Raw genomic sequence first — 14,751 nt, 5'->3', positions numbered from 1 at the left:
AGGCAACCACGAGCCGACCTGCAGGGCACACCTTCGCCTGGCCGCACACCCCTTCCCCCTTCGAGCCTTCTGCGTTCGCCGCCGCACGCCCCCGGACAGGACAGCCGCCTGGCTTCTGATCCGCGTATCCGAGCATCAGCACAATTACACTCAAGATCGATGCGACGAGGTTTATTTCCATGGCACTGACACGCGAACAGCAAATTGCAGCCCTCGAGAAAGACTGGGCCGAAAACCCGCGCTGGAAAGGCGTGACCCGTACCTACACCGCCGCTGATGTCGTTCGCCTGCGTGGCTCGCTGCAGCCAGAGCACACCTTTGCTCGCCAAGGCGCAGAAAAACTGTGGAAGCTGGTCACCGAAGGTGCCCACCCATCCTTCCGCCCAGAAAAAGATTTCGTCAACTGCATGGGCGCCCTGACCGGTGGCCAGGCAGTGCAGCAGGTAAAAGCTGGCATCCAGGCCATCTACCTGTCCGGCTGGCAAGTTGCCGCCGACAACAACTCGGCCGAGTCGATGTACCCCGACCAGTCGCTGTACCCGGTCGACTCGGTACCAACCGTGGTCAAGCGCATCAACAACGCCTTCCGCCGCGCCGACCAGATCCAGTGGAAAGCCGGCAAGAACCCGGGCGACGATGGCTACATCGACTACTTCGCACCGATCGTGGCTGACGCCGAAGCCGGTTTCGGCGGCGTGCTGAACGCCTACGAGCTGATGAAGAACATGATTGAAGCGGGCGCCGCCGGCGTCCACTTCGAAGACCAGCTGGCCTCGGTGAAAAAATGCGGCCACATGGGCGGCAAGGTCCTGGTGCCGACCCAGGAAGCCGTGCAGAAGCTGGTTGCAGCGCGTCTGGCCGCCGACGTCTCGGGTGTGCCGACCATCATCCTGGCCCGCACCGACGCCAACGCCGCCGACCTGCTGACCAGCGACTGCGACCCGTACGACCAGCCGTTCGTGATCGGCGAGCGTACCCGTGAAGGCTTCTACAAGGTGCGCGCCGGCCTCGACCAAGCCATCGCCCGCGGCCTGGCCTACGCCCCGTACGCCGACCTGATCTGGTGCGAAACCGCCAAGCCGGACCTGGAAGAAGCCCGTCGCTTCGCCGAGGCGATCAAGAAGGAATACCCGGACCAGATCCTGTCGTACAACTGCTCGCCTTCCTTCAACTGGAAGAAGAATCTGGACGATGCCACCATCGCCAAGTTCCAGCGCGAGCTGTCGGCCATGGGCTACAAGCACCAGTTCATCACCCTGGCCGGCATCCACAACATGTGGCACGGCATGTTCAACCTGGCGCACGACTACGCCCGCAACGACATGACCGCCTACGTGAAGCTGCAGGAGCAGGAATTCGCCGACGCGAGCAAAGGCTACACCTTCGTGGCGCACCAGCAGGAAGTCGGTACCGGCTACTTCGACGACATGACCACCGTGATCCAGGGTGGCGCCTCGTCGGTGACCGCACTGACCGGTTCGACCGAGGAAGAGCAGTTCCACTGAGTGCAGTGAGCTGTTGAGCAAGGCCCGGGATTCGCGAGGATTCCGGGCCTTCTTCATTGTTTTCAGGCCAAACGCCCCCTGTGGAGCGGCCTTGTGTCGCGAAAGGGCCGCAGAGCGGCCCCGGCAATTTCGGCTGCGAAGCTGAAATCCTGGGGCCGCTCCGTGCCCCCCCCCCTTTGCGACACAAGGCAGCTCCTACAGGGACCGCATTACCAGCAAAAACCAGGATCAGGTCTAAGCTTGTGGCTACCCCACAGCAAGGACTGCCCATGCCCCGCCCTGGCCACCTGCTCACCCTCGCCGTCGCAGCCGCCGCCGTCTATCTATATGCGCTGACCAGCGACAACGCCCTGCTCGGCCTGCTGGTCAAACCCATTCCGGTGCTTGCCCTGATTGCCTGGCTGAGCACCACCCCCGTCACACCCTATCGTCGCTGGATCATCGTCGGCCTGGCCTTCTCAGTGCTTGGCGACATACTCCTGGCCATTCCCCGTGACCTGTTCGTGTTCGGCCTCGCGGCGTTTCTTTGCGCCCACCTGGCCTACCTGCGCGGCTATTGCAGCCTCACATGGCGCCCGGCCTACCCGGCCCTGGCCTTCGCCGTGCTGATCGGCGGTTCGCTGTTCGGCCTGCTCGCCGGCCATGGCCTGGGTCCACTGCTGATCCCGGTGGTACTCTACGCCCTGACCATCGGCGCCATGCTCTGGCGCGCCCTGGCCTGTGGTGGCCTGGCCGCGCTGGGCGCCTGCGCCTTCGTGTTCTCCGACAGCCTGATCGGCATCGACCGCTTCGTCAGCCCGTTCGCCGCCGCCGAGTACCTGATCATCCTCTTCTACTGGCTCGGCCAGTGGCTGATCGCAGCGTCGGTCAGCCGCGACGCAAGCGACAAAGTATTGATCCAGAGCGGTACGCGCAGCGCCGGAAGCTGCTAGAACGAGAGTTTTTCGCATTTGCAAGAGGGGCGCTCGGCAGATGAACTTTGCAAGGGCCAGAACAGCAAAAACATTACAGGCCAGATCAAATGATATTAATTATCATTACGAAATTAGCCCGTCATTACGCGGGGCAAGAAACATAATTAACAAATCCGCGCCCAATGCCCGAAACTCAAGGGTTTCAGCCAGTTACGAAAGATTTTTGTTCTTAAACCTACGAATAAATTTGCAACGGAAATTTTACTTGCACTGGGTTTACCCATAAAATCAGCGCGATTGATTCAGCTGCGACATTTGGTCACTGCGTCTGCGACACCACGTCGCCGCTCTACTTTATTTCAGACTGCAGAGCTGGGTCTCTGTATAAGGATTTCTAGCATGTCCGATTCGGCAGGACTCATCGCCCACAACTGGGGCTTTGCCATCTTCCTCCTGGGTGTCGTCGGCCTGTGTGCCTTCATGCTCGGCCTGTCCAGCCTGCTCGGTAGCAAGGCCTGGGGTCGCGCCAAGAACGAACCCTTCGAATCCGGCATGCTGCCCGTCGGCAGCGCCCGCCTGCGCCTGTCCGCCAAATTCTATCTGGTCGCGATGCTGTTCGTGATCTTCGATATCGAAGCCCTCTTCCTGTATGCATGGTCTGTGTCCGTCCGCGAAAGCGGCTGGACCGGATTCGTCGAAGCTCTCATTTTCATAGCAATTCTGTTGGCAGGTCTTGTCTACCTATGGCGCGTCGGGGCGCTCGATTGGGCTCCCGAAGGTCGCCGCAAGCGGCAAGCGAAGCTGAAACAATGAGGCTTTGGCATGCAATACAATCTCACCAGAATCGATCCGGACGCACCCAACGAGCAGTATCCGGTCGGTGAGCGGGAAACCGTCACCGATCAACTGCTGGAAGACCAGGTCCACAAGAACATCTACATGGGGAAACTCGAAGATGTGCTGCGTGGCGCGGTCAACTGGGGTCGCAAGAACTCCCTCTGGCCGTATAACTTCGGCCTTTCCTGCTGCTACGTGGAAATGACCACGGCCTTCACGGCACCCCACGACATCGCCCGCTTCGGCGCCGAAGTCATCCGGGCCTCGCCGCGCCAGGCCGACTTCATGGTCATCGCCGGTACCTGCTTCGTCAAAATGGCGCCGATCATCCAGCGCCTGTACGAGCAGATGCTCGAGCCCAAGTGGGTCATCTCCATGGGTTCGTGCGCCAACTCCGGCGGCATGTACGACATCTACTCGGTCGTTCAGGGGGTCGACAAGTTCCTCCCCGTGGACGTCTATGTGCCTGGCTGCCCGCCGCGCCCCGAGGCATTCCTGCAAGGCTTGATGCTGCTGCAGGAGTCGATCGGCCAAGAACGACGCCCGCTTTCCTGGGTGGTTGGTGATCAAGGCATCTACCGTGCCGAGATGCCCGCCCAGAAAGACTTGCGTCGCGAACAGCGCATTGCGGTAACCAACCTGCGCAGCCCCGACGAAGTCTGATCCAGCGACCTGCCGCCCGCTCCCGAAGGAGCCGGCGGCCTGGCTTCATTCTTAACGCTGACCCAAAGCGACCGAGACCATGACAGCGGACAACGCTATTTATATTCCGCCCTACAAGGCTGACGACCAGGATGTGGTCGTCGAACTGCACAACCGTTTTGGCGCCGACGCGTTCGTCGCCCAGGAAACCCGCACCGGCATGCCGGTACTGTGGGTAAAACGTGCCCAGCTCAAGGAAGTGCTCAGCTTCCTGCGCGGCGTCGCCAAGCCGTACAGCATGCTGTACGACCTGCACGGCGTCGACGAGCGCCTGCGCACCCAGCGCCGTGGCCTGCCCGCCGCCGATTTCAGCGTGTTCTACCACCTGCTGTCGGTCGAGCGTAACAGCGACGTGATGATCAAGGTGTCGCTCAGCGAGGGCGACCTGAACCTGCCGACCGTGACCGGCATCTGGCCGAACGCCAACTGGTACGAGCGCGAAGTCTGGGACATGTTCGGCATCGATTTTGCCGGCCACCCGCACCTGAGCCGCATCATGATGCCGCCGACCTGGGAAGGCCACCCGCTGCGTAAGGACTACCCGGCCCGCGCCACCGAGTTCGACCCCTACAGCCTGACCCTGGCCAAGCAGCAGCTTGAAGAGGAATCGGCGCGCTTCAACCCCGAAGCCTGGGGCATGAAGCGTCACGGTGCCAACGAGGACTACATGTTCCTCAACCTCGGCCCGAACCACCCTTCGGCCCACGGTGCCTTCCGCATCGTCCTGCAACTGGACGGCGAAGAGATCGTCGACTGCGTCCCGGACATCGGCTACCACCACCGTGGCGCCGAGAAGATGGCCGAGCGTCAATCATGGCATAGCTTCATTCCCTACACCGACCGTATCGACTACCTCGGCGGGGTGATGAACAACCTGCCGTACGTCCTGGCGGTGGAAAAACTCGCCGGTATCAAGGTGCCGCAGAAGGTCGACACCATCCGCGTGATGCTCGCCGAATTCTTCCGTATCACCAGCCACCTGCTGTTCCTGGGTACCTACATCCAGGACGTCGGCGCCATGACCCCGGTGTTCTTCACCTTCACCGACCGCCAGCGCGCCTACACCGTGATCGAAGCGATTACCGGTTTCCGCCTGCACCCGGCCTGGTACCGCATCGGTGGCGTCGCCCACGACCTGCCGCGCGGCTGGGACAAGCTGGTCAAGGACTTCGTCGAATGGCTGCCCAAGCGCCTCGACGAGTACGAGAAGGCCGCGCTCAAGAACAGCATCCTCAAGGGTCGTACCATCGGCGTCGCCGCGTACAACACCAAGGAAGCCCTGGCCTGGGGCACCACCGGTGCCGGCCTGCGAGCCACCGGCTGCGACTTCGACCTGCGCAAGGCGCGCCCCTACTCCGGCTACGAGAACTTCGAGTTCGAAGTGCCGCTGGCCCACAACGGCGATGCCTACGATCGCTGCATGGTCCGCGTCGAGGAGATGCGCCAGAGTATCCGCATCATCGACCAGTGCCTGCGCAACATGCCGGAAGGCCCGTACAAGGCGGATCACCCGCTGACCACGCCGCCGCCGAAAGAGCGCACCCTGCAGCACATCGAGACCTTGATCACCCACTTCCTGCAAGTCTCGTGGGGCCCGGTCATGCCGGCCAACGAGTCGTTCCAGATGATCGAGGCGACCAAGGGCATCAACAGTTACTACCTGACGAGCGACGGCGGCACCATGAGCTACCGCACCCGGATCCGTACCCCGAGCTACCCGCACCTGCAGCAGATCCCTTCGGTGATCAAAGGCAGCATGGTCGCGGACCTGATCGCGTACCTGGGCAGTATCGACTTCGTTATGGCTGACGTGGACCGCTAAGCATGAACAGCACGCTTATCCAAACCGACCGTTTCGCCCTGAGCGAAACCGAGCGCTCGGCCATCGAGCACGAGATGCACCACTACGAGGACCCGCGCGCGGCGTCCATCGAGGCCCTGAAGATCGTCCAGAAAGAGCGCGGCTGGGTGCCGGACGGCGCCATCTACGCCATTGGCGAAGTGCTGGGCATCCCCGCCAGCGACGTCGAGGGCGTGGCCACTTTCTACAGCCAGATCTTCCGCCAGCCAGTCGGTCGCCACATCATCCGCGTGTGCGACAGCATGGTCTGCTACATCGGCGGCCATGAATCGGTGGTCAGCCAGATCCAGAGCGAGCTGGGCATCGGCCTCGGCCAGACCACCGCAGACGGCCGTTTCACCCTGCTGCCGGTATGCTGCCTGGGCAACTGCGACAAGGCCCCGGCGCTGATGATCGACGACGACACCTTTGGCGACGTGCAGCCTGCCGGCGTCTCCAAGCTGCTGGAGGGTTACGTATGACCATCACTTCCTTCGGCCCGGCCAACCGCATTGCGCGTACCGCCGAAACCCACCCGCTGACCTGGCGCCTGCGTGACGACGGCGAGCCGGTCTGGCTTGCCGAGTACGAGTCCAAGAACGGCTACGCCGCCGCGCGCAAGGCGCTGGCCGACATGTCCGCCGACGACATCGTGCAGAGCGTCAAGGACTCCGGCCTCAAGGGCCGTGGCGGCGCGGGCTTCCCCACTGGCGTGAAGTGGGGCCTGATGCCCAAAGATGAATCCATGAACATCCGCTACCTGCTGTGCAACGCGGATGAAATGGAGCCCAACACCTGGAAAGACCGCATGCTGATGGAGCAACAGCCCCATCTGCTGGTCGAGGGCATGCTGATCAGCGCCCGTGCGCTGAAAGCCTACCGCGGCTATATATTCCTGCGTGGCGAATACACCACTGCGGCAAAGAACCTCAACCGCGCCATTGACGAAGCCAAGGCCGCAGGCCTTTTGGGCAAGAACATCCTCGGTTCGGGCTTCGACTTCGAGCTGTTCGTGCACACCGGCGCCGGCCGCTATATCTGCGGTGAAGAAACCGCGCTGATCAACTCGCTGGAAGGCCGCCGCGCCAACCCACGCTCCAAGCCGCCCTTCCCTGCCGCGGTCGGCGTGTGGGGCAAGCCGACTTGCGTCAACAACGTCGAGACCCTGTGCAACGTGCCGGCCATCGTCGCCAATGGCAACGACTGGTACAAGTCGCTGGCCCGTGAAGGCAGCGAGGACCACGGCACCAAGCTGATGGGCTTCTCCGGCAAGGTGAAGAACCCCGGCCTGTGGGAACTGCCGTTCGGCGTCACCGCCCGCGAGCTGTTCGAAGACTACGCCGGCGGCATGCGCGACGGCTTCAAGCTCAAGTGCTGGCAGCCAGGCGGCGCCGGTACCGGCTTCCTGCTGCCCGAGCACCTCGATGCACAAATGTACGCCGGTGGTATCGCCAAGGTCGGTACCCGCATGGGTACGGGCCTGGCCATGGCGGTCGACGACAGCATCAACATGGTCTCGCTGCTGCGCAACATGGAAGAGTTCTTCGCCCGCGAATCCTGCGGCTGGTGCACGCCGTGCCGCGACGGCCTGCCGTGGAGCGTGAAGATGCTGCGCGCCCTGGAGAAAGGCCAGGGCCGCGCCGAAGACATCGAGACCCTGCTGGGTCTGGTCAACTTCCTCGGCCCAGGCCGCACCTTCTGTGCTCACGCACCAGGTGCCGTCGAGCCATTGGGCAGTGCCATCAAATATTTCCGCTCGGAATTCGAGGCCGGTGTAGCCCCAGCCAGTGCTGGTAGCGAAGCCCTGCGCCCGAACCTGGCGAAGCCGATCGTGGTCGGCGCATAACAAGATGAACAGCGGATGGTCCGTGCCATCCGCCAGCTCGCCGGCCGGCCCGAACGATTCGTGGCTGGCCGCGAGCTCACCGATTTCCATTAGCCACGCCCGCCCACGCGGGCCAACGAAGAACTTTGAACAATGGCCACTATCCACGTAGACGGCAAAGCGCTCGAAGTCAACGGTGCGGACAACCTGTTACAGGCCTGTCTGTCGCTCGGCCTCGACATCCCCTATTTCTGCTGGCACCCGGCGCTCGGTAGCGTCGGCGCCTGCCGGCAGTGCGCGGTCAAGCAGTACACCGACGAGAACGACACCCGTGGTCGTATCGTCATGTCCTGCATGACCCCTGCCTCCGACGGCACCTGGATTTCCATCGACGATGAAGAGTCCAAGGCGTTTCGCGCCAGCGTCGTCGAATGGCTGATGACCAACCACCCGCACGACTGCCCGGTGTGCGAGGAAGGCGGTCACTGCCACCTGCAGGACATGACGGTAATGACCGGCCACAACGAGCGCCGCTACCGTTTCACCAAGCGTACCCACCAGAACCAGGACCTCGGCCCGTTCATCGCTCATGAGATGAACCGCTGCATCGCCTGCTACCGCTGCGTGCGCTACTACAAGGACTACGCTGGCGGCACCGACCTGGGCGTGTATGGCGCCCACGACAACGTGTATTTCGGTCGCGTCGAAGACGGCGTGCTGGAAAGCGAGTTCTCCGGCAACCTCACCGAGGTCTGCCCGACCGGTGTGTTCACCGACAAGACCCACTCCGAGCGCTACAACCGCAAGTGGGACATGCAGTTCGCCCCGAGCATCTGCCATGGCTGCTCCAGCGGCTGCAACATCAGCCCCGGCGAGCGCTACGGCGAACTGCGCCGCATCGAGAACCGCTTCAACGGCTCGGTGAACCAGTACTTCCTGTGCGACCGTGGCCGCTTCGGTTATGGCTACGTCAACCGCAAGGACCGTCCACGCCAGCCGTTCCTCGCCGATGGCAGCAAGCTGAGCCTGGACGCCGCCCTGGACAAGGCCGCCGACCTGCTGCGCGGCCGCACCATCGTCGGCATCGGCTCGCCACGCGCCAGCCTCGAGAGCAACTACGGCCTGCGTGAGCTGGTCGGCGCCGAGTACTTCTACTCGGGCATGGAAGCTGGCGAACTGGCCCGCGTGAGACTGGCGCTGAACGTGCTGAATGACAGCCCGCTGCCGGTCCCGACCCTGCGCGACATCGAAGACCACGACGCCGTGTTCGTGCTCGGCGAAGACCTGACCCAGACCGCCGCCCGCCTCGCCCTGGCCGTGCGCCAGGCCACCAAGGGCAAAGCCGAGGCCATGGCCGACGCCATGCGCGTACAGCCTTGGCTGGACGCCGCGGTGAAGAACATCGGCCAGCACGCGCTGTACCCGCTGTTCATCGCATCCTTGGCTGAAACCAAGCTGGACGACGTCGCCGAAGAGTGTGTACACGCCGCTCCCGCTGACCTCGCCCGCATCGGTTTCGCCGTGGCCCACGCCATCGACCCGAGCGCGCCTGCCGTCGCCGGCCTGGACGAGGAAGCCAAGGCCCTGGCCCAGCGCATCGCCGACGCCCTGGTCGCCGCCAACCGCCCTCTGGTGGTCGCCGGCACCTCCCTGGCGGATCCAGCGCTGATCGAAGCCGCCGCCAACATCGCCAAGGCCCTCAAGCTGCGCGAGAAGAACGGTTCGCTGAGCCTGGTCGTGCCTGAGGCCAACAGCCTCGGCATGGCGATGATGGGCGGCGAGTCCGTCGACGCCGCCCTGGACGCGGTCATCAGCGGCAAGGCCGACGCCATCGTCGTGCTGGAAAACGACCTGTACGCCCGCGTACCGGCTGCCAAGGTCGACGCCGCCCTGGCCGCCGCCAAGGTAGTGATCGTTGCCGACCACTCCAAGACCCCGACCCTCGACCGCGCCCACCTGGTGCTGCCGGCCGCCTCCTTCGCCGAAGGCGACGGCACCCTGGTCAGCCAGGAAGGCCGTGCCCAGCGCTTCTTCCAGGTGTTCGACCCGCAGTACCTGGACAGCAGCATCCAGATTCACGAAGGCTGGCGCTGGATGCACGCCCTGCGTGCCACCCTGCTCAACAAGCCGGTGGACTGGACCCAGCTGGACCACGTCACCAGCGCCTGCGCCGAAGCCGCCCCGCAACTGGCCGGCATCGTCAACGCCGCACCAAGCGCCGCATTCCGCATCAAGGGCATGAAGCTGGCCCGTGAGCCGCTGCGCTACTCGGGCCGCACCGCCATGCGCGCCAACATCAGCGTGCACGAGCCGCGTACCCCACAGGACAAGGACACCGCGTTCGCCTTTTCCATGGAAGGCTACTCGGGCTCGGCCGAGCCGCGCCAGCAAGTGCCGTTCGCCTGGTCGCCGGGCTGGAACTCGCCGCAAGCCTGGAACAAGTTCCAGGACGAAGTGGGTGGCCACCTGCGTGCCGGTGACCCGGGCGTGCGCCTGATCGAGTCGCAGGGCGACCGCCTGAACTGGTTCACCGCCATTCCGGGCGCGTTCAACCCGGCCCGCGGTACCTGGACCGCCGTACCGTTCTTCCACCTGTTCGGCAGCGAAGAGTCCTCCTCGCGCGCCGCCCCGGTGCAGGAGCGCATCCCGGCCGCCTACGTCGCCCTGGCCAAGTCCGAGGCCGACCGCCTGGGCGTCAACGACGGCGCGCTGCTGAGCCTGAACGTGGCCGGCGTGTCGCTGCGTCTGCCGCTGCGTATCAATGAAGAACTGGGCGCTGGCCTGGTTGCGTTGCCCAAAGGCCTGGCCGGCATTCCGCCCGCCATCTTCGGTGCAGCCGTCGAAGGCCTGCAGGAGGCAGCACAATGAGCTGGTTCACCCCCGAAGTGATCGATGTGATCATTCAGGTCGTCAAGGCCATCGTGGTGCTGCTGGCCGTGGTGGTCTGCGGCGCGCTGCTCAGCTTCGTCGAACGACGCTTGCTGGGCTGGTGGCAGGACCGCTACGGTCCGAACCGTGTCGGCCCGTTCGGCATGTTCCAGATCGCAGCCGACATGCTGAAGATGTTCTTCAAGGAAGACTGGAACCCGCCCTTCGTCGACAAGATGATCTTCACCCTGGCACCGGTCGTGGCCATGAGCGCCCTGCTGATCGGCTTCTCGATCATCCCGATCACCCCGGGCTGGGGCGTGGCCGACCTGAACATCGGCCTGCTGTTCTTCTTCGCCATGGCCGGTCTGTCGGTCTACGCCGTGCTGTTCGCCGGCTGGTCGTCGAACAACAAGTACGCCCTTCTGGGCAGCCTGCGGGCTTCGGCACAGACCGTGTCGTACGAAGTGTTCCTGGGCCTGGCGCTGATGGGCGTGGTGGTGCAGGTGGGCTCGTTCAACATGCGCGACATCGTTGATTATCAAGCCCAGAACCTGTGGTTCATCATTCCGCAGTTCTTCGGCTTCTGCACCTTCTTCATCGCTGGCGTCGCCGTGACTCACCGTCACCCGTTCGACCAGCCGGAAGCGGAACAGGAACTGGCCGACGGCTACCACATCGAATATGCCGGCATGAAATGGGGCATGTTCTTCGTGGGTGAGTACATCGGCATCATCCTGATCTCGGCGCTGCTGGTAACCCTGTTCTTCGGTGGCTGGCACGGTCCGTTCGGTATCCTGCCGCAAGTACCGTTCCTGTGGTTCGCCCTGAAGACCGCGTTCTTCATCATGCTGTTCATCCTGCTGCGCGCCTCGATCCCGCGCCCACGCTATGACCAGGTGATGGACTTCAGCTGGAAGTTCTGCCTGCCGCTGACCCTGATCAATTTGCTGGTGACCGCTGCGATCGTGCTCTACAACACGCCAGCCGTCGCGGCCCAGTGAGGATTTGACCCATGTTCAAGTATATCGGCGACATCGTTAAGGGCACCGGCACACAGCTGCGCAGCCTGGCCATGGTGTTCTCCCACGGGTTCCGCAAGCGCGACACCCTGCAGTACCCCGAAGAACCCGTGTACCTGCCGCCGCGCTACCGTGGCCGCATCGTCCTCACCCGCGACCCCGACGGCGAGGAGCGCTGCGTGGCGTGCAACCTCTGCGCGGTGGCCTGCCCGGTCGGCTGTATCTCGCTGCAGAAGGCCGAGACCGAGGACGGCCGTTGGTACCCCGAGTTCTTCCGCATCAACTTCTCGCGCTGCATCTTCTGCGGCCTGTGCGAAGAGGCGTGCCCGACCACCGCGATCCAGCTGACTCCGGATTTCGAAATGGCCGAGTTCAAGCGTCAGGACCTGGTGTACGAGAAAGAAGATCTGCTGATCTCCGGCCCCGGCAAGAACCCTGACTACAACTTCTACCGTGTTGCGGGCATGGCGATCGCTGGCAAGCCGAAAGGCTCTGCGCAGAACGAAGCCGAGCCGATCAACGTGAAGAGCTTGCTCCCATAAGGACAGAAAGATGGAATTCGCTTTCTACTTCGCATCCGGTGTCGCCGTCGTCTCCACGCTGCGCGTGGTGACCGGCACCAACCCGGTGCACGCCCTGCTCTACCTGATCATTTCGCTGATCTCCGTGGCGATGATCTTCTTCTCCCTCGGTGCGCCATTCGCCGGCGCCCTGGAAGTGATCGCCTACGCCGGCGCCATCATGGTGCTGTTCGTGTTCGTGGTGATGATGCTCAACCTCGGACCGGCTTCGGTCGCCCAGGAGCGCGGCTGGCTCAAGCCCGGCATCTGGGCGGGGCCGGTGATCCTCGCCGCCCTGCTGCTGCTGGAGCTGCTGTACGTGCTGTTCGTCACCCCGTCGGGCGCCGCCATCAGCGGTACCACCGTCAGCGCCAAGGAAGTCGGCATCAGCCTGTTCGGCCCTTACCTGCTGGTGGTCGAACTGGCCTCGATGCTGCTGCTCGCGGCAGCCGTCACCGCCTTCCACCTGGGCCGCAACGAGGCGAAGGAGTAAATCATGGGTGCTATCCCTCTCGAGCATGGTCTGGCGGTCGCCGGCATCCTGTTCTGCTTAGGTCTGGTTGGCCTGATGGTCCGCCGCAACATCCTCTTCGTGCTCATGAGCCTGGAAGTCATGATGAACGCCTCCGCACTGGCGTTCATCGTCGCCGGTGCCCGTTGGGTCCAGCCCGACGGCCAGGTGATGTTCATTCTGGTGATCAGCCTGGCAGCCGCCGAGGCCAGCATTGGCCTGGCGATCCTGCTGCAGCTGTATCGCCGCTTCCACACTCTCGACATCGATGCTGCCAGTGAGATGCGCGGATGAACCTTATCTTCCTGACGTTCGTATTCCCCCTGATCGGCTTCCTGCTGCTGTCGTTCTCGCGCGGCCGCTGGTCCGAGAACCTGTCGGCGCTGATCGGCGTCGGCTCGGTCGGTCTGTCGGCGGCCACCGCCGCCTATGTGATCTGGCAGTTCAACGTCGCCCCGCCTGAAGGCGGCGCGTACAGCCAGCTGCTGTGGCAGTGGATGTCGGTGGACGGCTTCGCGCCGAACTTCACCCTGTATGTGGATGGCCTGTCGGTCACCATGCTGGGCGTGGTCACCGGCGTGGGCTTCCTGATCCACCTGTTCGCTTCCTGGTACATGCGTGGCGAAGCCGGCTATTCGCGCTTCTTCTCGTACACCAACCTGTTCATCGCCAGCATGCTGTTCCTGGTGCTGGGCGACAACCTGCTGTTCATCTACTTCGGCTGGGAAGGCGTGGGCCTGTGCTCGTACCTGTTGATCGGTTTCTACTACAGCAACCGCAACAACGGTAACGCGGCGCTAAAGGCGTTCATCGTCACCCGCATCGGCGACGTGTTCATGGCCATCGGCCTGTTCATCCTGTTCGTCCAGCTGGGTACCCTGAACGTTCAGGAACTGCTGGTGCTGGCACCGCAGAAGTTCCAGGCTGGTGACACCTGGATGGTCCTGGCGACCCTGATGCTGCTGGGTGGCGCGGTCGGTAAATCGGCCCAGCTGCCGCTGCAGACCTGGCTGGCCGACGCGATGGCCGGCCCGACTCCTGTTTCGGCACTGATCCACGCGGCCACCATGGTGACTGCGGGCGTGTACCTGATCGCCCGTACCAACGGCCTGTTCCTGCTGGCGCCGGACGTCCTGCACCTGGTCGGCGTCGTGGGTGGCGTGACCCTGATCCTGGCCGGCTTCGCCGCCCTGGTACAGACCGATATCAAGCGTATCCTCGCCTACTCGACCATGAGCCAGATCGGCTACATGTTCCTGGCACTGGGCGTCGGCGCCTGGGACGCGGCGATCTTCCACCTGATGACCCACGCCTTCTTCAAGGCCCTGCTGTTCCTTGCCTCCGGTGCGGTGATCGTCGCCTGCCACCACGAGCAGAACATCTTCAAGATGGGCGGCCTGTGGAAGAAACTGCCGCTGGCCTACGCCAGCTTCGTGGTCGGTGGCGCCGCCCTGGCCGCCCTGCCGATCCTGACCGTGGGCTTCTACTCCAAGGACGAGATCCTCTGGGAAGCCTTCGCCAGCGGCAACAGCGGCCTGCTGTACGCCGGCCTGGTCGGTGCGTTCATGACCTCGCTGTACACTTTCCGTCTGATCTTCATCGCCTTCCACGGCGAAGCCAAGACCGAAGCCCACGCCGGCCACGGCATCAGCCACTGGCTGCCGCTGGGCGTGCTGATCGTGCTGTCGACCTTCATCGGCGCCTGGATCCACCCGCCGCTGGCAGGCGTGCTGCCTGAAAGCGCAGGCCACGCCGGTGGCGAAGCCAAGCATTCGCTGGAGATCGCCTCGGGCGCCATCGCCATCGCCGGTATCCTGCTCTCGGCCCTGCTGTTCCTGGGCAAGCGCCGCTTCGTCACCGCAGTTGCCAACAGCGGTATCGGTCGCGTCCTGTCGGCCTGGTGGTTCGCCGCCTGGGGCTTCGACTGGATCTACGACAAGCTCTTCGTCAAACCTTACCTGCTGATCAGCCACATCCTGCGCAAGGACCCGGTTGACCGCAGCATCGGCCTCATTCCTCGCCTGGCTCGCGGCGGTCACGTCGCCATGAGCAAGACCGAGACCGGCCAGCTGCGCTGGTACACCGCCTCGATCGCCGTGGGTGCCGTGCTGGTGCTCGGTGCCGTGGTAGTGGCCGCGGTATGACTATGAATCTTGCGACTTTGCCA

The 14,751-nt window shown here is 63.7% G+C and carries 13 protein-coding genes; all 13 read left to right on the top strand.

The genetic code is table 11. The features are described 5' to 3' along the window. The first annotated feature begins 179 nt into the window (after nucleotides 1-179). The 13 genes from aceA to nuoL all read left to right on the top strand — a co-directional run bounded on the left by aceA (nucleotide 180) and on the right by nuoL (nucleotide 14,728). Nucleotides 180-1,505 (top strand): isocitrate lyase, encoded by a 1,326-nt coding sequence (aceA, locus tag AC25ND_RS18310; RefSeq protein ID WP_050706488.1) that lies wholly within the window; start codon nucleotides 180-182, stop codon nucleotides 1,503-1,505. Between the two features lie 269 nt (nucleotides 1,506-1,774). Further along, nucleotides 1,775-2,437 carry a lysoplasmalogenase gene (locus AC25ND_RS18305; RefSeq protein WP_062361147.1) on the top strand — a complete coding sequence of 221 codons (663 nt, stop codon included), beginning with the start codon at nucleotides 1,775-1,777 and terminating at the stop codon, nucleotides 2,435-2,437. A 381-nt stretch (nucleotides 2,438-2,818) separates the two neighbouring features. Further along, nucleotides 2,819-3,232 carry an NADH-quinone oxidoreductase subunit A gene (locus AC25ND_RS18300; protein WP_028692461.1) on the top strand — a complete coding sequence of 138 codons (414 nt, stop codon included), beginning with the start codon at nucleotides 2,819-2,821 and terminating at the stop codon, nucleotides 3,230-3,232. Between the two features lie 9 nt (nucleotides 3,233-3,241). Beyond that, a complete protein-coding gene (locus AC25ND_RS18295; RefSeq protein WP_008096180.1) occupies nucleotides 3,242-3,919 on the top strand; it encodes a NuoB/complex I 20 kDa subunit family protein in 678 nt (225 codons plus the stop codon). 79 nt (nucleotides 3,920-3,998) lie between these two features. Beyond that, nucleotides 3,999-5,780: an NADH-quinone oxidoreductase subunit C/D gene (gene nuoC / locus AC25ND_RS18290; protein ID WP_062361145.1), complete on the top strand. Its 1,782-nt coding sequence runs from the start codon at nucleotides 3,999-4,001 to the stop codon at nucleotides 5,778-5,780. 2 nt (nucleotides 5,781-5,782) lie between these two features. Next, complete coding sequence (gene nuoE / locus AC25ND_RS18285) at nucleotides 5,783-6,280, top strand: NADH-quinone oxidoreductase subunit NuoE (RefSeq protein WP_012313767.1); 498 nt, start codon at nucleotides 5,783-5,785, stop codon at nucleotides 6,278-6,280. Continuing rightward, complete coding sequence (nuoF, locus tag AC25ND_RS18280) at nucleotides 6,277-7,644, top strand: NADH-quinone oxidoreductase subunit NuoF (protein WP_028692463.1); 1,368 nt, start codon at nucleotides 6,277-6,279, stop codon at nucleotides 7,642-7,644. Before nuoE ends, nuoF begins: the two co-directional genes overlap by 4 nt. A gap of 132 nt (nucleotides 7,645-7,776) precedes the next feature. Continuing rightward, entirely contained in the window at nucleotides 7,777-10,491 is a 2,715-nt protein-coding gene (nuoG, locus tag AC25ND_RS18275; RefSeq protein WP_062361143.1) for an NADH-quinone oxidoreductase subunit NuoG, read from the top strand. Further along, complete coding sequence (nuoH, locus tag AC25ND_RS18270) at nucleotides 10,488-11,495, top strand: NADH-quinone oxidoreductase subunit NuoH (RefSeq protein ID WP_028692465.1); 1,008 nt, start codon at nucleotides 10,488-10,490, stop codon at nucleotides 11,493-11,495. The genes nuoG and nuoH overlap by 4 nt, the downstream gene beginning before the upstream one ends. A gap of 11 nt (nucleotides 11,496-11,506) precedes the next feature. Then, the gene (gene nuoI / locus AC25ND_RS18265; protein ID WP_003251442.1) at nucleotides 11,507-12,055 is read left to right on the top strand and encodes an NADH-quinone oxidoreductase subunit NuoI; all 549 of its coding nucleotides are present in this window, start codon (nucleotides 11,507-11,509) and stop codon (nucleotides 12,053-12,055) included. Between the two features lie 10 nt (nucleotides 12,056-12,065). Continuing rightward, the gene (gene nuoJ, locus AC25ND_RS18260) at nucleotides 12,066-12,566 is read left to right on the top strand and encodes an NADH-quinone oxidoreductase subunit J (protein WP_023631348.1); all 501 of its coding nucleotides are present in this window, start codon (nucleotides 12,066-12,068) and stop codon (nucleotides 12,564-12,566) included. 3 nt (nucleotides 12,567-12,569) lie between these two features. Next, nucleotides 12,570-12,878 carry an NADH-quinone oxidoreductase subunit NuoK gene (gene nuoK, locus AC25ND_RS18255; RefSeq protein WP_008096201.1) on the top strand — a complete coding sequence of 103 codons (309 nt, stop codon included), beginning with the start codon at nucleotides 12,570-12,572 and terminating at the stop codon, nucleotides 12,876-12,878. Next, on the top strand, nucleotides 12,875-14,728 hold the full coding sequence (nuoL, locus tag AC25ND_RS18250; protein WP_486976476.1) for an NADH-quinone oxidoreductase subunit L: 1,854 nt from the start codon (nucleotides 12,875-12,877) through the stop codon (nucleotides 14,726-14,728). The genes nuoK and nuoL overlap by 4 nt, the downstream gene beginning before the upstream one ends. Nucleotides 14,729-14,751: the final 23 nt, after the last annotated feature.

The organism is Pseudomonas sp. P110(2024) (assembly GCF_057480795.1).
This window is presented reverse-complemented; position numbering and strand designations above follow the sequence as displayed.